Annotated in this window: 19 protein-coding genes and 1 tRNA gene; 12 read left to right on the top strand and 8 right to left on the bottom strand. The window is 46.0% G+C overall.

Annotated elements, in window-relative coordinates; all coding sequences use genetic code 11:
• On the top strand, nucleotides 1-375 hold a 375-nt coding region (locus tag PSI17_RS05575), incomplete at its 5' end, for a site-specific integrase (protein WP_273551024.1).
• Between the two features lie 335 nt (nucleotides 376-710).
• Here the strand turns inward: PSI17_RS05575 and PSI17_RS05570 are convergent.
• The 5 genes from PSI17_RS05570 to aspA form a co-directional block, all read right to left on the bottom strand.
• Nucleotides 711-786: transfer RNA gene (locus tag PSI17_RS05570), tRNA-Phe, on the bottom strand.
• A gap of 130 nt (nucleotides 787-916) precedes the next feature.
• A complete protein-coding gene (dicD, locus tag PSI17_RS05565) occupies nucleotides 917-1,489 on the bottom strand; it encodes a division control transcriptional repressor DicD (protein WP_273551023.1) in 573 nt (190 codons plus the stop codon).
• Nucleotides 1,490-1,507: 18 nt separating this feature from the next.
• The gene (locus PSI17_RS05560) at nucleotides 1,508-3,244 is read right to left on the bottom strand and encodes a protein-disulfide reductase DsbD (protein WP_273551022.1); all 1,737 of its coding nucleotides are present in this window, start codon (nucleotides 3,242-3,244) and stop codon (nucleotides 1,508-1,510) included.
• 214 nt (nucleotides 3,245-3,458) lie between these two features.
• Nucleotides 3,459-4,760: an anaerobic C4-dicarboxylate transporter gene (locus PSI17_RS05555; RefSeq protein WP_273551021.1), complete on the bottom strand. Its 1,302-nt coding sequence runs from the start codon at nucleotides 4,758-4,760 to the stop codon at nucleotides 3,459-3,461.
• A 140-nt stretch (nucleotides 4,761-4,900) separates the two neighbouring features.
• Complete coding sequence (aspA, locus tag PSI17_RS05550; RefSeq protein ID WP_273551020.1) at nucleotides 4,901-6,325, bottom strand: aspartate ammonia-lyase; 1,425 nt, start codon at nucleotides 6,323-6,325, stop codon at nucleotides 4,901-4,903.
• A gap of 399 nt (nucleotides 6,326-6,724) precedes the next feature.
• On the opposite strand from aspA, the gene PSI17_RS05545 reads away from it, so the two are divergent.
• The 4 genes from PSI17_RS05545 to PSI17_RS05530 all read left to right on the top strand — a co-directional run bounded on the left by PSI17_RS05545 (nucleotide 6,725) and on the right by PSI17_RS05530 (nucleotide 9,882).
• Nucleotides 6,725-7,258, top strand: a complete 534-nt coding sequence (locus PSI17_RS05545; RefSeq protein WP_273551019.1) for an FxsA family protein — start codon at nucleotides 6,725-6,727, stop codon at nucleotides 7,256-7,258.
• A gap of 176 nt (nucleotides 7,259-7,434) precedes the next feature.
• Complete coding sequence (locus PSI17_RS05540) at nucleotides 7,435-7,728, top strand: co-chaperone GroES (protein WP_273551018.1); 294 nt, start codon at nucleotides 7,435-7,437, stop codon at nucleotides 7,726-7,728.
• 61 nt (nucleotides 7,729-7,789) lie between these two features.
• Nucleotides 7,790-9,436 (top strand): chaperonin GroEL, encoded by a 1,647-nt coding sequence (gene groL / locus PSI17_RS05535; RefSeq protein WP_273551017.1) that lies wholly within the window; start codon nucleotides 7,790-7,792, stop codon nucleotides 9,434-9,436.
• A gap of 104 nt (nucleotides 9,437-9,540) precedes the next feature.
• The gene (locus PSI17_RS05530) at nucleotides 9,541-9,882 is read left to right on the top strand and encodes a DUF4156 domain-containing protein (RefSeq protein WP_273551016.1); all 342 of its coding nucleotides are present in this window, start codon (nucleotides 9,541-9,543) and stop codon (nucleotides 9,880-9,882) included.
• A gap of 141 nt (nucleotides 9,883-10,023) precedes the next feature.
• Here the strand turns inward: PSI17_RS05530 and epmB are convergent, their stop codons facing one another.
• Nucleotides 10,024-11,043: an EF-P beta-lysylation protein EpmB gene (gene epmB, locus PSI17_RS05525; RefSeq protein ID WP_273551015.1), complete on the bottom strand. Its 1,020-nt coding sequence runs from the start codon at nucleotides 11,041-11,043 to the stop codon at nucleotides 10,024-10,026.
• 41 nt (nucleotides 11,044-11,084) lie between these two features.
• Here epmB and efp point away from each other — a divergent pair, with 41 nt between their 5' ends.
• Nucleotides 11,085-11,651, top strand: a complete 567-nt coding sequence (efp, locus tag PSI17_RS05520; protein WP_273551014.1) for an elongation factor P — start codon at nucleotides 11,085-11,087, stop codon at nucleotides 11,649-11,651.
• Nucleotides 11,652-11,868: 217 nt separating this feature from the next.
• Nucleotides 11,869-12,183 carry a quaternary ammonium compound efflux SMR transporter SugE gene (gene sugE / locus PSI17_RS05515; RefSeq protein ID WP_273551013.1) on the top strand — a complete coding sequence of 105 codons (315 nt, stop codon included), beginning with the start codon at nucleotides 11,869-11,871 and terminating at the stop codon, nucleotides 12,181-12,183.
• Between the two features lie 38 nt (nucleotides 12,184-12,221).
• Here the strand turns inward: sugE and PSI17_RS05510 are convergent, their stop codons facing one another.
• Nucleotides 12,222-12,434, bottom strand: coding sequence for a helix-turn-helix domain-containing protein (locus PSI17_RS05510; RefSeq protein WP_273551012.1), 213 nt, complete (start codon nucleotides 12,432-12,434; stop codon nucleotides 12,222-12,224).
• Nucleotides 12,435-12,653: 219 nt separating this feature from the next.
• Between PSI17_RS05510 and PSI17_RS05505 the strand changes: the two genes are divergently transcribed.
• Nucleotides 12,654-12,824, top strand: coding sequence for a helix-turn-helix domain-containing protein (locus PSI17_RS05505; protein WP_337927203.1), 171 nt, complete (start codon nucleotides 12,654-12,656; stop codon nucleotides 12,822-12,824).
• A gap of 224 nt (nucleotides 12,825-13,048) precedes the next feature.
• The gene (locus PSI17_RS05500) at nucleotides 13,049-13,837 is read left to right on the top strand and encodes a sulfite exporter TauE/SafE family protein (protein ID WP_273551026.1); all 789 of its coding nucleotides are present in this window, start codon (nucleotides 13,049-13,051) and stop codon (nucleotides 13,835-13,837) included.
• A 75-nt stretch (nucleotides 13,838-13,912) separates the two neighbouring features.
• On the opposite strand, the gene uriH is transcribed toward PSI17_RS05500, so the two are convergent.
• Complete coding sequence (gene uriH, locus PSI17_RS05495) at nucleotides 13,913-14,863, bottom strand: uridine-preferring nucleoside hydrolase UriH (RefSeq protein ID WP_273551010.1); 951 nt, start codon at nucleotides 14,861-14,863, stop codon at nucleotides 13,913-13,915.
• A gap of 305 nt (nucleotides 14,864-15,168) precedes the next feature.
• On the opposite strand from uriH, the gene PSI17_RS05490 reads away from it, so the two are divergent.
• Genes PSI17_RS05490 through PSI17_RS05480 form a run of 3 tightly spaced genes read left to right on the top strand, consistent with a single transcriptional unit; the run spans nucleotide 15,169 to nucleotide 18,394 of the window.
• Nucleotides 15,169-16,470 (top strand): NAD(P)/FAD-dependent oxidoreductase, encoded by a 1,302-nt coding sequence (locus PSI17_RS05490; RefSeq protein ID WP_273551009.1) that lies wholly within the window; start codon nucleotides 15,169-15,171, stop codon nucleotides 16,468-16,470.
• 34 nt (nucleotides 16,471-16,504) lie between these two features.
• Nucleotides 16,505-16,885 (top strand): cupin domain-containing protein, encoded by a 381-nt coding sequence (locus PSI17_RS05485; RefSeq protein WP_273551008.1) that lies wholly within the window; start codon nucleotides 16,505-16,507, stop codon nucleotides 16,883-16,885.
• 15 nt (nucleotides 16,886-16,900) lie between these two features.
• Nucleotides 16,901-18,394 (top strand): aldehyde dehydrogenase family protein, encoded by a 1,494-nt coding sequence (locus tag PSI17_RS05480; protein ID WP_273551007.1) that lies wholly within the window; start codon nucleotides 16,901-16,903, stop codon nucleotides 18,392-18,394.
• Nucleotides 18,395-18,469 lie beyond the last annotated feature (75 nt).

Below are 18,469 nucleotides of genomic sequence, written 5' to 3'. Positions count from 1 at the left end.
CGGTTGGCACAGTTGGTTGAACAGGCGAAAGCCTGCGGTGCGAAAGACGATGATCCGCTGTTTGATTTAAGTCGCTTGCGTTTTCGTTATCACGGGCGGGTGACCAGTTACAATTATGAGAGAGAAAATCAGCACATACGCTATTTCTTCAACCGACTGTCCAAAGAGTGCGGTTTTGCTGTCTCCCCTCACCGTTTTCGTCATACCCTGGCTACTGAGCTGATGAAAGCACCGAACCGGAATTTACAGTTGGTAAGATGTTTGCTTGGGCACCGCAGTCTGGCGACCACGATGGAGTATATTGATATCGATATGGACATCGCGGGTAAAACGTTGGAAAGTGAGCTGGCGTTTTATCTGGATCTTTCTGTATAAAGATAAAAAAATCAGGGCGGATCTCAGTTTGGAAAGGAGGAAGTATGAACTGCCCTGTATCAAAATTGATGGGATGGAAAAAAGTGTTAATACCTGATCCCGCATCCGGTGAAGTCTTCACCTTACTTGACATCAGAATCAATTACTGAAATTATTACCCTTTAACAAGAAAAAGGCGCTTGCTGATGCAGGCACCCTGTATTCTTGACTGGCGGTGTTAATACACCAGATACATGCAAAATAGGACTGCCAATTGCTTAACATTTTCTTAACAGCCCTAATGCTAACTCGCCTGTTAAGGCATTGAAAACTTTCAACAAACGAGCTTTAAATTTTGGTGCCCGGACTCGGAATCGAACCAAGGACACGGGGATTTTCAATCCCCTGCTCTACCGACTGAGCTATCCGGGCTAACGGGGCGCATTAAACCGTATTCGGCTCAATCCGTCAAACACTTTCTGTGAAAAAAACCACGAAAACTGATTGTTTGCTGCATTTTTATACTGACTTGGTGTGGTTATTCAGCGAGGGCTGCTTTTTATTAACTTAACGCCCCATTTTTTCGGCATTTTGCGATGGTTAGAATATCTTGAGCCAGTAATTTTGCGGTAATCACATCTTCAAGCTCTCTTTTTACTAATAGCTTACTGAGACACCCCTCAAGGATAAGTTCCATCTGTTTGGCGACTTGCTGACTGTCGTCAATCTCAAGTTGTTGTAACAACGCTTCTGTGTAATGGAAAGAGTGCTGTTTTTGTAATTCTGCCAATTGGTGGATGGGATGGTCAACATGAGGAAAAGCGTTGCAAGCAGCAATAAACAGACAGCCCGGATAACGCTGTTCTTGGACTTTTTCCCTGAGCGCGTCATAGCGCGCTAATAATTTTTGCTCAGGGCTTAAGGTTTCATCCAACAAGACTTGACGCTGCCAGATTTCAATTTGCTGACTGTGGTAGCGCAGGCAGTCATAGAGTAAGGCTTCGCGGTCAGGCCAAAAATGTTTGATATGGCTGATATCAATATCGAGAGAAGCTAAAAGTGTCTCCATGGTTGCTGACAGGCCATGTTGTTCCAATGAGTTCAGAACATGGTTAATCACATATTCTCGTTGCACGGTGGCTCTCCTTCCCGATTATTTTGGTTGTAGATGTTGTACATGCTGGTTAAAACGCTGGGCGTCCATGAATCCATTGACTCGCGAATCGGTTAGCTCTTTTCCCTTATCGAAAAACAAGATAGTGGGGAGTCCCATCACGTTCAGTTGTTGCAACAATTCTTTTTGTTTTGGGGCGTTATCCGTGACATCTGCCTGTAACAAGCGGAATTGACTTAATTGTGCCTGTACTTGTGGATCACTGAAAGTATATTTTTCAAACTCCTTGCAGGCGACACACCAGTCAGCATACAGATCCAACATAATCGGTTGATGGTGATTTTCAGCTAAAATTTGACTTAACTCTTGCCAATCAGCGACTTGTTGAAAGTGCAGAGTGGTTTTTTGCTGTTCTGCCTCAGGGCTTCCCCATGCCCAATTCTGCAAAGGGCGTGCGGCGATGAGTGCCAGAACCAGCAAGGTGACTTGTAGCGTTCGTACCCAGCCGTTTTTGCTGTTTAACGTTAATGCGAATGCCCAAATCAGGAAAGATACGGCCAACAGGCTCCACAATCTTATGCCCCATGTGTCGCCCAGCACCCGTTCCAGCAGGAAGACGGGCAAAGCCAATATAATGAACCCGAAGGCTTCTTTGACGTACTGCATCCACGGGCCACTGCGTGGCAGGAGTTTGTGCCCGAATAGTGTGACAGCGATAAGCGGTAAGCCCATTCCCAATGCGTAGAGATAGAGCGTCAGGCCACCGACTAGGGTATTACCGCTTTGGGCGATATACAGCAAGATAGCACTGAGCGGCGCAGTCGTGCAGGGAGAGGCAATTAACCCCGCCAAGGCGCCCATAATAAATACGCCAATATAAGAGCCGCCTTGTTGCTGATTGCTCCAATCCACCAGACGGGTTTGGGCGGAAGAGGGAAGCTGTAAGTTATAGAGCCCAAACATGGATAAGGCGAGCAAAATAAACAGGACTGACAGCCCGACGAGAATATAAGGATTTTGCAGGGCAGCTTGAAATTGTAAGCCGGCCGCCGCAACCACTAAACCCAGTATCGTGTAAGTAAGCGCCATTCCCTGAACGTAACTCATGGCGAGCCAAAAGATCCGTTTCAGGCTTTCGGGGCGTTTTTGGCCCAAAATAATACTGGAGATCAGCGGATACATGGGCAGGATGCAGGGCGTAAAAGCGATACCGATGCCAATTAACAGCGCCCAGAGCGGCGAAAATGGAACATCATGGGCGTTGGGGGATGGCGCTTCCTGTTGCTTGACGAAATCGGCTGATGGTGCGGTTTCATCACGGGGTTGCGGCGCAGCTGCAACGGCTTGCAACGGCACGTTTAAGGTTTCAGGGGGATAACAATAACCCGCTTCTGCGCATCCTTGATAGGTGACCTGAAGAGCGCCATCATTGGTAGCAGATAGGATAGAGGCATCAATCCGCGCTGATTGAAAATAGACTTCCGTCTTACCAAAAAATTCATCTTCGTGATCGACCCCTTTGGGATAGGTAATGTGACTCAATGAGGTTTCTTGATTGGGAGTGATGCTGAACTGTTTTCGATAGAGGTAATAACCGGGTTTGATATCCCAGTTCAAGGTGAGTTGATTGCCTTGTTGCTGAAAATCAAACATAAATGCCTGATCAGCAGGAAGATAGAGACTTTTCCCTGATTGCCCAAACAGTGCGTTGGCGTTGTTGGGAGAGAGCGCGATACCGCTGAACAGGAGAAACAACATGAGAATACGTTTCATCATAAGATAATCTTTAACCTGCCTGTATCGTGGGTTTTATCCGTGAAATTTATCAGAGCCTGCACTATAACCGATGAGGTTCATGGCAGAAAGTAACTTGTCTAAGATTAAGACAATACGGTGTTTTTGACAGAAAAAGATGAGCAAAGAAGGCAGGTTTCAGGGGCTGGCTGATCAGGCACGCCCCTGAATAATGATGTCAAATAATCCTATAAAGTTACAAAATGATGCCACCAAATAAGAAACCAAAGGTGACAGCCAGTGCAACGGCGATGGTGCCCGGAATAAAGAAGGGGTGATTGAAAACAAAACGCCCGATGCGGGTGGTTCCGGTATCATCCATCTGTACGGCGGCAACCAGTGTCGGATAAGTTGGCAGGATAAACAGGCCAGACACCGCAGAGAAAGACGCGATCGCCGTTAATGGGGTGACATGCAGTGCCAGCGCCATTGGCATCAGTGCCTTTGCGGTTGCTGCTTGTGAGTAGAGCAACGCTGAACAGAAGAAGAAAATGACCGCCAGCAACCACGGTTGGGCATGAATCAGACTCCCCGCCGTTTCTTTGATCCAACCCAGATTGGACTGGACAAACGTATCTCCCAGCCATGCAACGCCCAAAATACAGATACATGCGCTCATCCCGGCTTTAAACGTGCTTGAGTTCAGGATGGCATCGGTATCGACGGAGCAAATAATGGTGGTGAGGGTCGCGACACTGAGCATGATGATCAAAATCGCATTGGTGGTATTCATCAGCGGTTTTTCAATCAGGCCGACACCCGGGCTGTTGATAATCGCATAAATGACAACCCCAACGACACCCAGCAGGAACAACAGAACCGCGCGTTTTGCTTTGGGTTTGATTTGAATCTGACTGGTGCCACGCATTTCTATCAAGCCATCTTCAAGGCGTTTTTGATAAACAGGGTCATTTGACAGTTTAGAATCAAAAAGCCATGAAATAATGAATGACATGAGGATGATGGCACAGAATGTTGAAGGCAGCAGTACCATCAACAGATGGATATAGCTGATGCCCTGTCCTTCCATAATGGATGCCATATAAACAACGGCCGCAGAAATAGGCGAGGCGGTGATCCCGATTTGGGCTGCGACAACGGCGGTGGAGAGCGGACGGCATGGTTTTATGCCTTGCTCCTTGGCGACTTCGGTAATCACCGGCAAGGTTGCCAGTGAGATGTTCCCCGTACCTGCAAATAGCGTCAGAAAATAGGTGACGATAGGTGCAAGGATTGTGATGTACTTGGGATTCCTGCGCAGTAATTTTTCAGTTTGCTGAACGAGATAATCGAGTCCGCCAGCCACTTGCATGGCGGATATCGCAGCAATGACAGCCATGATAATTGAGATAACGTCAAATGGAATACTACCTGGTTTAACACCGATGGCGGCGAGGACTAAAACCCCAATCCCACCAGCAAAACCGATACCTATTCCCCCTAACCGTGCCCCTAGAAAAATGGCCAGCAGAACAATAATCAATTCTACGGCTAACATGTTAAATACTCCTTCACTTATTTGGTTTTATGAAAATCCATGGTTAATATTTTGTGTTTGCTGCAAATTAAAAAGGCACGCTTCCGGTTGGAATAGCGTGCCTTAATAATTAAGACGAACTCGTTATTATAATCATTTAATCAGTCATCAAAACGTTTTGCTTTATAAGTCGGATGTTTTAGGTTCTCAACAGAGAAAATATCATCTAATTCAGCTTCAGTCAGCAAACCGCGCTCAAGCACGACTTCACGGACACTTTTACCGGTTTCAGCACAGATCTTGCCCACGATATCGCCATTATGATGGCCAATAAATGGGTTCAGGTAAGTGACGATCCCGATAGAGTTGAAGACGAAACTTTCACAGACTTCCCGATTGGCCGTAATGCCGTTGATACATTTTTCCACCAGATTACGACAGGCACTGTTCAGGATAGACATGGATTCAAACATCGCCTGACCAATCGCCGGTTCCATGACGTTAAGCTGCAACTGACCTGCTTCTGCTGCCATCGTGATACAGGTATCGTTACCAATGACTTTGAAGCAAACCTGATTAACGACTTCTGGCACAACGGGGTTAACCTTGGCTGGCATAATGGACGAACCTGCCTGCAATTCCGGCAGATTGATTTCATTCAGACCAGCGCGGGGGCCGGAAGAAAGCAGGCGTAAGTCGTTACAAATCTTGGACATCTTAACCGCCAGACGCTTCAACGCACTGTGAACCATAACATAAGCGCCGCAGTCAGAAGTGGCTTCTATCAAATCTTCTGCGGGTTGGCAAGGCAAACCTGTCACTTCGGCCAATTTTTCAACGACCAGCTTTTGGTAACCCGGGGCAGTGTTCAAGCCAGTACCGATAGCGGTAGCGCCAAGGTTGACTTCCAGCAGCAGTTCTGCGGTGCGGGTGATGCTTTTGATCTCTTCTTTCAACAGGATGGAAAAAGCACGGAATTCTTGGCCCAGTGTCATGGGAACCGCATCTTGCAACTGGGTACGACCCATTTTTAGGATATCATCGAATTCGACGCCTTTTTTATCGAAGCCTTCTTTCAGCAATTCAATGGAATCAATTAAGTGCATCAGGGCGTTATAAACAGCAATACGGAAGCCAGTAGGATAAGCATCATTGGTTGACTGGCTTTTGTTCAGGTGATCGTTCGGATTCAGGTACTCATATTCACCTTTTTGATGCCCCATCAATTCCAGGCCGATATTTGCCAGTACCTCATTGGTATTCATGTTTAATGAAGTACCTGCGCCACCCTGAAAGACATCAACAGGGAATTGATCCATACATTTGCCTTTAGTGAGGACTTCATCACAGGCTTTGACAATAATGTCTGCCACTTTGGCAGAAATCGTATGGAGTTCTTTGTTTGCCAGTGCCGCAGCTTTCTTCACCATCACCATGCCCCGGATGAATTCAGGCACATCATTGATAGTACGGTCACTGATATAAAAGTTTTCAATCGCACGTAGAGTGTGAATACCGTAGTAGGCTTCAGCAGGCACTTCTCGTTTACCTAACAGGTCTTCTTCGATACGAATGTTGTTTGACATGAGAACCTTCTTAAATTGGATACGTGTTTTTTACTGTTCTATTCGTGTGTTTGTTGAGAAATAATGTTGCCGACAACAATTTCCCTGATATTAAATAGTTATCATGAAATTGCTGGCGCGATCATAGGTGGATTTGTGAAAAATGCCTTGAACCTGGATCACTTTATAGTGCTATTTTATTGATGAAATAACATATGTGTGACTAAGGTCACGATTACGGTAGGAGAAAGTTAAGTGTTCGAAGTATTGAAAACGGTCACGATGATCCCCACATGTGTTATCTAACACCATATTATGTGATCTAACCCGATATCGGTGTCACACGCATGGTGTGAATGATCAACATGGTGTGAATGATCAAATAGTGTGAACTTTCAATAATAATGAAAGGAGAACCACGTGCGTTGGCTCCCGCTTATCCTTATCTGCCTTCTGGTTTACATCGAGTCTGTCCTGTTTGTTCGGATTGCCGCTGAAATTGGGGTTTTGTTGACTCTGCTGCTGGTGGTTCTTACTTCTTGTCTTGGTGTCTCTCTTGTGCGTAATCAAGGCATCAAGAATTTTATGTCCATGCAGCAAAAACTCGCAGCCGGTGAGAATCCTGCCGAAGAGGCGATTAAAAGTGTGTCTCTGGTCATCGCCGGTTTTTTGCTGATACTGCCCGGTTTTTTCACCGATTTTCTCGGCTTACTGTTGTTATTGTCTCCGGTACAAAAACGCCTGACAGCGAAATTATTGCCTCATATTAAGCTCTATCGCCCAAATACGTTTTATGGTTCCGGTAATCACGGCGGCGGTGATGGTCAGAATGGGCAGACGTTTGAGGGAGAATATGAACGCAGACAAGATGATCCGGCTTATACAGTAGATGAGCAAAAATCCGCTGAGCAAAAAAATCATGGTGAGCCTGACAGTAAGCACGCGAAGAAATGATGCCCGCTGTGTCGGCTGAAATCCCAGTGGGTAAGAAAAAAGTAAAATATTTTTTGTTGCCCACCCTTGAAGTCATGATCCCAAGCCCCAATTTGTAGCATCATGGTACTGGTTCTGTTGGGTTCTGGTATCAATCCTCTTACCTGATATGGACTTTATTTATAGGAGATCTATCAATGAAAATTCGTCCATTACATGACCGCGTTATTGTCGAGCGTACAGAAGTTGAATCAAAATCCGCCGGCGGAATTGTTCTGACTGGCTCTGCTGCGGGCAAATCTACCCGTGGGAAAATCGTGGCAGTCGGCAATGGTCGCATCCTCGAAAGTGGGGAAGTGAAGGCGCTGGACGTAAAAGTGGGTGATACCGTCATTTTTAATGAAGGTTACGGCGTTAAAACAGAAAAGGTCGATAATAAAGAAGTGTTGATCATGTCTGAAAGCGACATTCTGGCAATTGTTGAAGCGTAATTAAGAATCTTATTACGCTGGGATCTTCTTAATAATTGAACGAATTTAAAGGAAAGACACAATGGCAGCTAAAGACGTAAAATTTGGTAATGATGCTCGCAGCAAAATGCTCCGCGGTGTGAATGTATTGGCTGATGCGGTTAAAGTGACCTTGGGTCCTAAAGGCCGTAACGTTATTTTGGATAAATCTTTTGGTGCGCCTGTCATCACTAAAGACGGTGTATCTGTAGCACGTGAAATCGAATTGGAAGACAAATTCGAGAACATGGGTGCTCAGATGGTTAAAGAAGTTGCTTCTAAAGCCAATGATGCAGCAGGTGATGGTACTACTACAGCAACCGTACTGGCTCACGCGATTGTCACCGAAGGTCTGAAAGCTGTTGCTGCCGGCATGAACCCAATGGATCTGAAACGTGGTATTGATAAAGCTGTGATTGCAGCCGTTGACGAGCTGAAAAAGCTGTCAGTACCTTGCTCAGATTCCACTGCTATTGCGCAGGTTGGTACTATCTCTGCAAACTCCGACGAAACGGTAGGCAAACTGATCGCACAAGCGATGGACAAAGTTGGCAAAGAAGGTGTCATCACCGTTGAAGAAGGTACTGGACTGGAAGACGAACTGGATGTTGTTGAAGGTATGCAGTTCGACCGTGGTTACCTGTCTCCTTATTTCATCAATAAACCGGAAGCGGGTTCTGTTGAACTGGAAAACCCATACATCCTGCTGGTTGACAAGAAAATTTCCAACATCCGTGAACTGTTACCCGTGCTGGAAGGTGTCGCTAAAGCAAGCAAGCCTTTGATCATCATTGCGGAAGATGTTGAAGGCGAAGCGCTGGCAACACTGGTTGTTAACAACATGCGTGGTATCGTGAAAGTGGCTGCGGTTAAGGCACCGGGCTTCGGTGATCGCCGTAAAGCTATGCTGCAAGATATCGCTACTCTGACCAACGGTACTGTTATCTCTGAAGAGATTGGTCTGGAGCTGGAAAAAGCGACGCTGGAAGATCTGGGTCAGGCGAAACGTATCGTTATCAACAAAGACACCACGACTATCATTGATGGCGTAGGTGAAGAGGGCGCAATTGCTGCACGTGTGACTCAAATCCGTCAGCAAATCGAAGAATCAACTTCTGACTATGACCGTGAAAAACTGCAAGAGCGTGTCGCTAAACTGGCAGGCGGTGTTGCTGTCATCAAAGTCGGTGCTGCAACTGAAGTTGAAATGAAAGAAAAACGCGCTCGCGTTGATGATGCACTGCACGCAACTCGTGCGGCTGTCGAAGAAGGTGTTGTTGCTGGTGGTGGTGTGGCTCTGGTTCGTGTTGCCAGCACTATCTCTAACCTGACTGGCGACAACGAAGATCAGAACGTCGGTATTCGCGTTGCACTGCGTGCAATGGAAGCACCAATGCGTCAGATCGTAGAAAACGCAGGTGAAGAGCCATCTGTTGTTGTCAACAACGTGAAAGCGGGTAAAGACAACTACGGTTATAACGCGGCAACAGAACAGTACGGCGATATGATCGGCATGGGTATCTTGGACCCAACTAAAGTCACCCGTTCTGCACTGCAATTCGCAGCGTCTATCGCTGGCCTGATGATCACCACTGAAGCGATGGTGACTGACCTGCCTAAAGATGACAAAGCTGACTTAGGCGCAGCTGGTGGCATGGGCGGCATGGGTGGTATGGGCGGCATGATGTAATGCTGTTCATCCTACTGATGGAATTCTTCCATCCACTAGGATAAGACATTGAAGGCGAGCCGTTTTTTCTGCTCGCCTTTTTATTTTAATCAATGAGGGAAGTTATGCGGATTAAGATCTTGTTTGGTGCGTCAATATTATTATTGGCAGGGTGTACGACAACTCATCAATTAACTTCTGCTGGCACCAATGTGCGTTTTGTAGACACGCAACCAAGCAGTGAATGCCAGCGGTTAGGGGAAGTTGTTGGGACGCAATCCAACTGGCTCAATGGCGTTAGTAATGAGAGCAGTTCTATGCGCAGTGCTGCCAATGACTTACGCAATAAAGCGGCTGAAATGGGCGGCAATGTTATCTATGGTATCAACAGCCCGTCGGAAGGATTATTGGCGAGTTTTGTTCCCCTTGATAGCAAAATGGTGGGTCAGGTCTATCAGTGTCCTTAAGCATTAACGACCTGAAATCAATGGAATTAATGAGAAAGGTTTGGGCAATGCCCAGAAAGCATATTCCGAAACATCAGTGACGTATGATTCGGTTTCTGTGCACTGCCCATTTGAAAGAGTTTTAGTGATGATAGCGTCGGATTAACGCCCTAAATCCAGGGGGGTTTTGCTTGGTTCTCCACCAATTTCTCTTGTCAGGTTTGGAACCAGATAACCGGATACTTTAGTCAATAACGCCCGCATGATAGCTTTCGCTTGTTCATCCTCCACGAGAAAATGTGCGGCGCCTTGAACTTTATCCAGAACGTGAATGTAATAAGGCAGGATACCCGCGTCGAATAAAGCATGACTTAAATCAGCCAGCGTATCGGCATTATCATTGATATCACGTAACATCACACTTTGATTCAACAGTGTCACTCCAGCTTGTTTTAACCGCATCATACTGTTGCGAAACGCATCATCAATTTCATTTGCATGGTTGATATGGGTCACCATGATCACCTGTAAACAGGTTTGTGCTAAACGATTGCACAGTGAAAGCGTGATTCGATCGGGGATCACAACCGGCAAACGGGTGTGTATCCGTAACCGCTTAATGTGTGGGATGGACTCAATACGACTGATTAACCAGTCCAGCTCATGATCCTTCGCCATTAGCGGATCGCCACCAGAGAAGATAATTTCGTCAAGCTCAGGGTGTTGTTCAATATAATCCAGGGCAAGCTGCCAGTTTTTTTTGTTCCCTTGATTGTCCTCATAAGGGAAATGGCGACGGAAACAATAACGACAATTGACCGCACAGCCCCCTTTGACCAAGAGTAGCGCCCGATTGCGATACTTATGCAGTAGACCCGGAACGACACTGCGTTGTTCATCCAACGGATCGGTGGAAAAATCAGGGGACGTAACAAACTCTTCCCGTGAGGTCAGGACTTGTAATAGAAGAGGATCACGGGGATCGCCTTTTTTCATTCGTGTTACAAACGCTCTTGGCACACGCAGGGGAAACAAACGCTTTGCTTCATTGCCTTCTTTCAGCATCGCATGCGTATTTAGCGACAATAGTTGTAACAACTCATTGGGATCAGTAATAACATCCGCAAGTTGTTTTAGCCAGACTTCTCTGACAGGGTGAATATGGGTTATAATGTGTGCCATTTTTTTGGCTAAGCCATTTTGTTAAAAATTAGAGGATCTCCATGGCTACTTATAGTACCAATGAATTCCGTTCAGGTCTTAAAATCATGTTAGATGGCGAGCCGTGCGCTATTCTTGACAGTGAATTTGTTAAACCAGGTAAAGGACAGGCATTTGCCCGCGTCCGTATTCGTAAACTGATTTCCGGTAAACTGCTGGAAAAAACATTTAAATCAACCGATTCGGTTGAAAGTGCAGATGTCATGGATGTCAACCTGACTTATTTGTACAACGACGGTGAATTCTGGCATTTCATGAACAACGAAACTTTCGAGCAGTTAGCTGCGGATGCGAAAGCTGTTGGTGACAATGCAAAATGGCTGATCGATCAGGCAGAATGTATTCTGACTCTGTGGGATGGCCGTCCTATCTCTGTCACTCCACCAAACTTTGTTGAACTGGAAATCGTTGAGACGGATCCAGGCCTGAAAGGTGATACTGCCGGTACTGGCGGTAAACCTGCAACGTTAAGTACTGGCGCTGTTGTTAAGGTTCCTTTGTTTGTACAAATCGGCGAAGTTATCAAAGTTGATACCCGTTCTAACGAATACGTTTCTCGCGTGAAATAATCGCGTTTGTTATTCTAAAAAAACCGTCGCCTCTTTGTACAGGGGTTGCGGTTTTTTTGTTGTCAATCGTCGGTCACTATTATTCATTGCCATTCATTGCCGCTATCAGATCGGATAGCTATAATCCCATTTCATCTCTTATCGTTATCCTGGACGACCCGGATAAACGCCATCTTATTGGGGACGACCCCGCTTGTCATCATCTAAAGGGAAAGGTATGCCTTGGTTGATCCTTCTTATTGCAGGCTTGTTGGAAGTCGTGTGGGCAGTCGGCCTGAAATATACCCACGGTTTTTCACGTTTGATACCGAGTTTAATGACGATCAGCGCGATGGTTGTCAGTATGGGGCTACTCGCCTATGCCATGAAAAATCTGCCGGCAGGCACTGCCTATGCCGTGTGGACAGGTATTGGTGCGGTAGGTACCGCGATTTTCGGCATCATGGTGCTGGGAGAATCTGCGAACTTTGCCCGGATATTGAGCCTTGGTTTGATTGTGATAGGCATTATTGGCTTAAAGTTAGCCAGTTGATTGTTGATAAATAAACCCAGCGAGTGCTGGGTTTATCATTATTTCTTTTCATAACGTGAAGGCCATATTTCTTCTGGCATGCGTCCCAGCGCTGCTGCAATGAGACGCTCGCCTTTCGGCCAGTGTCGTTGCAGTGCATTGGCAAGTGTTGATGATGCCAGCCCTGCTGTCCGCGATACTTCTGACAAGGTTGTCCCGCGCTTTTTCAACTCAGCAATAATATCAGCAGAATGCCAGTCTTTTTTTTCCATCCTGAACTTCTCCAGTTGTCTAACCGTTTTTTCAATTAAAAACTAAGTTACTATTCCGTAGACTATAAGTCACACATTTTAGCATAATTCTCGCCGGAATGTGACTCATAGTCCGTGGTCGGATAAGTAACATGAATCGATACTTATCGGATGAAAAAATCGAACAACATCAGATCCCTTTTTGGTCAAAGAATTCGGTATCTCAGGAGAGAATCAGGGATGTCACAAGAGGCTTTTGCCGATAAATGTGGACTGGATCGCACTTATGTCAGTGGCATTGAGCGCGGTGTCAGGAATCCTACGTTAGAAATTATTAATGTGATAGCCAATGGGCTACAAATTGAACTTAATGAATTGTTCGATTTTGGGGCAATACATCCTCCCCATTAAAACTCACCCTCGATATTTTCACCTTTTCTCTTTCAGTCACAAAGTTGCAGCCAATCAAGCTGCGACTAAAAAAATCACTTTCCTGTATCGTTTGGCTTTAATATCAGGCTGAGACCCCTATTCTATTTTTGAATACGTTATTTATTTTTGTCATATTATGAGCAGCGCTTACTGAAACTTGGTAAGAAAATGATCTGTGATGAGATATCAGCGGGAAACGAATGATGTTATTGATCCCTGAACTTGCCATTGGGGCGATGGTTGGCTTGATGATCAGCACGACCGGCGTGGGTGGCGGAGTCATTGTTTTGCCGATCCTGACCTATTTTTTTGGATTGGATGCCTTGGCTTCTGTCGCAACGGCGAATCTTCTTTCAATGCTGATGAAAATATCATCTTCGTATATGCACTTTCGGATGGGAAATATTCCCTTACGCCAATCTTTGGTTATTCTGCTGATCATGATACCCGGAACGGTATTAGCCAGTTATGGCGTAACCATGCTGAGTCATTTAAGCCATAACCGGGTACAACTTGAATGGGGGATTAATTTACTGGTTTTATTGGCTATCTTATTTTCCCTTTATCTTTTTTATCACCGAATACGTCAGCCACAGTTACCCGTGAATCAAACCCAATCACAACGACAATCCGGGCTGGTCAAGCCTCTCTTGCTGCCGGGTACGGGGGCTGGACTGGTGCTTGGGGCGACGGGGGTTGGCGGTGGCGTAGTGGTATTACCGTTACTGTTACGCTATGGGCAGATGAATATTAAACAAGCGGTGGGTGTTTCCCTGTTTATCACGATGATGTTATCCGGTTCATCTGCTTTTGCTTATGCCCATGGCGGGTATACCGATTGGGGACTGGCATTGGTACTGTTTGTTGGCTCTTTACTGACGATCCCTTTTGCCAAGCCTTTGATGAAGCATTTGCCTGACAAGGTATTACAATATGTCACATTATGCTTGATCTTATGTAGTGCGGTGTTAATGGGAATTCGGTTAGTTTGACCAACACTTCCTTGACCATTGAAGTTGTCTCTCCGCCTCAATGGCCAAAAAAGAAATTCAGTAAAATTAATAAAATCAGCAAGTAGTTTCACCAATATTTTTCAGCGCATTAATCACTAATTGCCAGAATTTGGCATGATCCAATTTAACAGCAACTTGCGTATGGCAATCTTCAGGTGGAGGAAAACGGAAATCTGCCACGGTCATGCCTGTGGTTAAGGTTCCCGTTAGCTCGATATTCACCGGCACTTTTTGGGTCGTCATGACATCAGGATCGATCACATAGGCTACCGCACAGGGATCATGTACCGGAGGATAATCAAATCCCTGATGCTCACGATACCTGTTGCCGTAAAATTTCAGGGCATCCAAAACGAACTGAGCGGGGCGTGTCTTAATCTGGGCGATTGCTGCGAGAATATCAGGGGTTGCTTGCGCTTGATGAGTGAGATCCAGACCCACCATCGTCAGCGGCCACTTTTCATTAAAAACAATGTGTGCCGCTTCCGGATCAATCACGATATTGAATTCTGCCACTGCGCTTCGGTTTCCTTTATGATAACCGCCTCCCATCAGTACGACCTCCTTCACACGTTCGACAATTTGTGGCGCTTTACGTGCGGCCATCGCGATATTCGTCAATCCCGCAGTGGGAACCAGAGTCACACTTTTTAGGGGATTTTCCATTATCACATCAATAATTAAATCAACAGCATGGCGGGCATCCAGTCTCATATTAGGCTCAGGAAGAACGGGGCCGTCCAGACCCGTTGCACCATGAATGTCTGGGGCTGTCTTGATCTCCCGAACAAGCGGGCGGTGGCAGCCTGCTGCGAAAGGGACATTTTGAATATTGGCGATGCGTGCCACGCAGAGGGCATTGCGGGTGACTTTATCCAGGGTTTGATTACCCACCACTGTCGTGACAGCCAACAGTTCAATAGCGGGATCCCCGTGGGCAAGCAGGAGAGCAATGGCATCATCATGCCCGGGGTCGCAGTCAAGGATAATTTTCTTGGGTAGCATATTTATTCCTTTTTTAGATACAGATGTAAATATCTACTCTCAGAATAATTCACGAATGGAAAAAATGCCCCTCAAGACACCACAAAACAAAAACACAAAAGTAACAATTTAGTAATAAATATTTTAATTATTGTGATTTCATTAACATGAAAGAAACAAATGATTTGAGCATTTCAAGTACATATGATTCATATAGGTGCCTGAGATGGAAAGCAGGGATCGCTCTTTTTATTCACTTATTAATGTTTTGGCTCTTTCATTGCTTTGTTAAGGCACCTGAATAACAAATGCTCATGGGGTATAACATGAATAATAAACTTGACTCATTAACATATTACACAGTCACTAAAAAATATGATCTTCGTTTTCCAATGCTGACCGAAGATCTGGATGTTGATGTCGTTATCATTGGTGGTGGTTTTTCTGGGATCAATACGGCCTTAGAGTTGGCTGAAAAAGGCATCACCAATATTGCCGTCCTGGAAGGCCGGACGTTGGGATATGGCGGTACAGGCCGTAATGGTGGTCAGGTGATGACGGGCATTGGCCATGATCTGGATAAGATCAAACGGCATGTGGGCCAAAAAGGACTGGAAACCATATTTAAAATTAGCAGTCTGGGAGCGGGAATTATCCGTGATCGCATTGCCAAATATGATATTCAGGCCGATTTTTGCCAAGGCTATGCCTATCTTGGCATGAATTCACGGCATGATAAAACACTGCATAGCTGGCTACCGGAATTTCGTGCGGCTTCCCCTGATGAAGACATTGAGCTTTATACGGGGGCAGAGGTTAAAAAAGTCATTGGTTCAGATCGTTATACCAGCGCCTTAAAACATATGGGGGGCGGACACGTTCACTCACTCAATTTGTTGTTGGGCGAGGCCAAGGCTGCCACTGAATATGGTGTCAAAATTTTTGAAAACAGTCAGGTTGTGGACGTAGAGTATGGCCCCAGAGTCACAGTACGCACAGCAACGGGGTCAGTCCGTGCCAGCAAAATGTTGTGGGCATGCAATGGCTTTTTGGATGAACTCGAACCGACGATTTATAGACGGACAATCAATACCTATGCTTTTCAATTAATGACAGAAGCACTGCCGGACGATTTGATTGAAAGAATCAGCCCAATTCGCGGGGCATATGGTGATATTAGCCCTGTCATCGATTACTACCGTGTGACCAAAGAAAATCGCCTGCTATATGGCGGGGCGACACATTTTATTGAGTATATCCCTTCTGATTTGACCGCATGGAACCGCAATCTCATGCTCAAAACCTTCCCTTACTTGCAAGATGTGAAGATAGAGCTGGCATGGGGCGGGCCATTATGTTGCAGCGCGAATCTGTTCCCGCAAATAGGTTCTCTGCCTAAGCACGACAATGTGTTTTATGTTCAAGGTTATTCGGGTTTTGGGGTAACGCCGAGTCATATCATCTGCAAAATTCTGGCTGAGGGCATGAGCGAAGGCTCGGAGCGTTATTCGCTACTCAGTTCGATTCCGCACGCCAATATTATCGGGAAAGACACGCTGAGAAATGTACTGCTCTCGGCCGGTAAGATTTGGCACCAAACTTCGGGTTATTGGAAAGGGCGTCGTTAGTTTTTTTGAACGGTAACTATTAGGGGTCAACATCATGATAAAGCCATTGTTGCTAGATAAAGCACTACCTGAATTAATGCCAATCGGCAGTGTCACCCACCTCGGTTCTGTTGTGGTGGAAGGCGATCCGCAGGCGAGCGGAGCGATGATCCACGGCGAGCCAGCGGATAATCTGACCTGCGGTATTTTTGCCTGCACTAAGGGAAAATTTAAAATGATCTATCCCTTTGATGAAATGGCAACGGTGCATGAAGGTTCAGTCAAACTGACCGATGTTAAAACCGGGGTGATGGTTGAATATCATCAAGGGGACTCGTGGTTTGCGGCAAAAGGGACGGAAGTATTGTGGGAAATCACCAGCGAGCGTTTCGTCAAACATTATATGGCCTGTATCAATGGGCAACTGTCTGACTAAGCAGGGGAAAAGAGAATGAGTGAAGTTAATTTGCTGGGATCAGTGACCACTTTTTTGCAGCGTTCTCACGGTCATTATATTAATGGCGTCTCTGTTCTTGGTCAGGAAAGTGACACTTTCCCGGTCATTAATCCCGCTTCGGGTGACGCAATCGCGGTGGTCAACCAAGCAGGGGAGTCCGAAGTTAATCAGGCAATGCAGGCGGCATCAGCCGCTTTTCACGGCGCATGGGCACAGACTTCTCCGACCGAACGGGGGAATTGCCTGAACCGACTGGCTGATCTATTGCAAAAAAATGGTGAGGAATTGGCTCAACTGGAAAGTTTATGCTCCGGTAAACCGATTCAATTATCCCGTATGCTGGAGGTGGGCGCATCCGCCGATTATTTACGCTATTTTGCCGGATGGCCAACCAAAATTACTGGCGAAACATTGAATGTTTCATTGCCGTCGCTTAAAGGGGAAAAATATTCTGCGTTTACTTACCGTGAGCCTATTGGCGTCGTGGTTGGCATTATTCCGTGGAATTTTTCCATCATGATTGCGATCTGGAAATTAGGGGCAGCACTGGCCTGCGGTTGTACAATAGTCCTTAAGCCGAGTGAATATACTCCCTTAACCCTGCTTCGTGTAGCTGAACTGGCAAAAGAAGCGGGTATTCCGGATGGGGTGATCAATATCGTCAATGGTTCAGGTGCCCGCATAGGTTCTTCCCTGATTCATCATCCCCAATGTGCCAAAGTCACTTTTACCGGCTCCGTTCCGACAGGCATTAGCGTGGGAAAATTGGCCTTGGAACAGGGGTTAAAGCGCACAACGCTGGAACTCGGCGGCAAAAACGCAGCCGCTTTTCTGTCTGATATGACCGTTGAAAAAATGGTTGATGGCATATTGGAAGCGGGATATCTGTATCAGGGGCAAATCTGTGCAGCGGCGGAACGTTTTTATATTCCATCCACCCACATGGATGCGGTTCTGGCGTTACTTTCTGAACGCTTATCGGCGATGAAAATCGGCTCTCCCCTTGACGAATCAACGGAAATGGGGCCTTTGGCCAACAAAGAACATTACCAGAAAATTCTGTCTCTGTTTGAAAAAGCGCGTCAGGAAGGCAGTGAAATTGTCTATGGCGGCCATGCACTGGAAGGGCCGGGATTTTTTGTCGCCCCAACGATCATCAAAGCCAAGAGTGTTGAAGATACCTTAATGAAAGAAGAGACATTCGGGCCAATTGGGACTTTCTTCAGTTACGATGATGAAGAAATATTAATTTCCATGATGAATTCAACGCCATTTGGTTTGTCTGCCAGTTTATGGACTAATCATCTGGGCAAAGCAATGCGCATGACTCCCCGCATTGAAGCCGGCATTGTTTGGATTAACATGCATACACTCCTCGATCCTGCTGTTCCATTTGGTGGCCGTAAATCTTCAGGGATGGGGCGTGAGTTCGGCAGTGCATTCATTGAACATTACACGGAGCTGAAATCGGTCATGATGCGTTATTGATGGATGCGTCAGTAATGGGATGGAAAACAACATCGTTGTCACAAGAATGTCGTCATAGGTTCAAATAACTGTCAC

Origin of the sequence: Xenorhabdus sp. IM139775 (assembly GCF_028598745.1) — a bacterium.
Classification (GTDB): domain Bacteria; phylum Pseudomonadota; class Gammaproteobacteria; order Enterobacterales; family Enterobacteriaceae; genus Xenorhabdus.
This window is presented reverse-complemented; position numbering and strand designations above follow the sequence as displayed.

Excerpts from the sequence above, each read along its gene's own strand:
- PSI17_RS05560 (WP_273551022.1), bottom strand. The coding sequence starts at position 3,244 with ATGATGAAACGTATTCTCATGTTGTTTCTCCTGTTCAGCGGTATCGCG.
- PSI17_RS05555 (WP_273551021.1), bottom strand. The coding sequence starts at position 4,760 with ATGTTAGCCGTAGAATTGATTATTGTTCTGCTGGCCATTTTTCTAGGG.
- aspA (WP_273551020.1), bottom strand. The coding sequence starts at position 6,325 with ATGTCAAACAACATTCGTATCGAAGAAGACCTGTTAGGTAAACGAGAA.
- PSI17_RS05540 (WP_273551018.1), top strand. The coding sequence starts at position 7,435 with ATGAAAATTCGTCCATTACATGACCGCGTTATTGTCGAGCGTACAGAA.
- groL (WP_273551017.1), top strand. The coding sequence starts at position 7,790 with ATGGCAGCTAAAGACGTAAAATTTGGTAATGATGCTCGCAGCAAAATG.
- PSI17_RS05530 (WP_273551016.1), top strand. The coding sequence starts at position 9,541 with ATGCGGATTAAGATCTTGTTTGGTGCGTCAATATTATTATTGGCAGGG.
- epmB (WP_273551015.1), bottom strand. The coding sequence starts at position 11,043 with ATGGCACACATTATAACCCATATTCACCCTGTCAGAGAAGTCTGGCTA.
- efp (WP_273551014.1), top strand. The coding sequence starts at position 11,085 with ATGGCTACTTATAGTACCAATGAATTCCGTTCAGGTCTTAAAATCATG.
- sugE (WP_273551013.1), top strand. The coding sequence starts at position 11,869 with ATGCCTTGGTTGATCCTTCTTATTGCAGGCTTGTTGGAAGTCGTGTGG.
- PSI17_RS05510 (WP_273551012.1), bottom strand. The coding sequence starts at position 12,434 with ATGGAAAAAAAAGACTGGCATTCTGCTGATATTATTGCTGAGTTGAAA.
- PSI17_RS05505 (WP_337927203.1), top strand. The coding sequence starts at position 12,654 with ATGTCACAAGAGGCTTTTGCCGATAAATGTGGACTGGATCGCACTTAT.
- PSI17_RS05500 (WP_273551026.1), top strand. The coding sequence starts at position 13,049 with ATGTTATTGATCCCTGAACTTGCCATTGGGGCGATGGTTGGCTTGATG.
- uriH (WP_273551010.1), bottom strand. The coding sequence starts at position 14,863 with ATGCTACCCAAGAAAATTATCCTTGACTGCGACCCCGGGCATGATGAT.
- PSI17_RS05490 (WP_273551009.1), top strand. The coding sequence starts at position 15,169 with ATGAATAATAAACTTGACTCATTAACATATTACACAGTCACTAAAAAA.
- PSI17_RS05485 (WP_273551008.1), top strand. The coding sequence starts at position 16,505 with ATGATAAAGCCATTGTTGCTAGATAAAGCACTACCTGAATTAATGCCA.
- PSI17_RS05480 (WP_273551007.1), top strand. The coding sequence starts at position 16,901 with ATGAGTGAAGTTAATTTGCTGGGATCAGTGACCACTTTTTTGCAGCGT.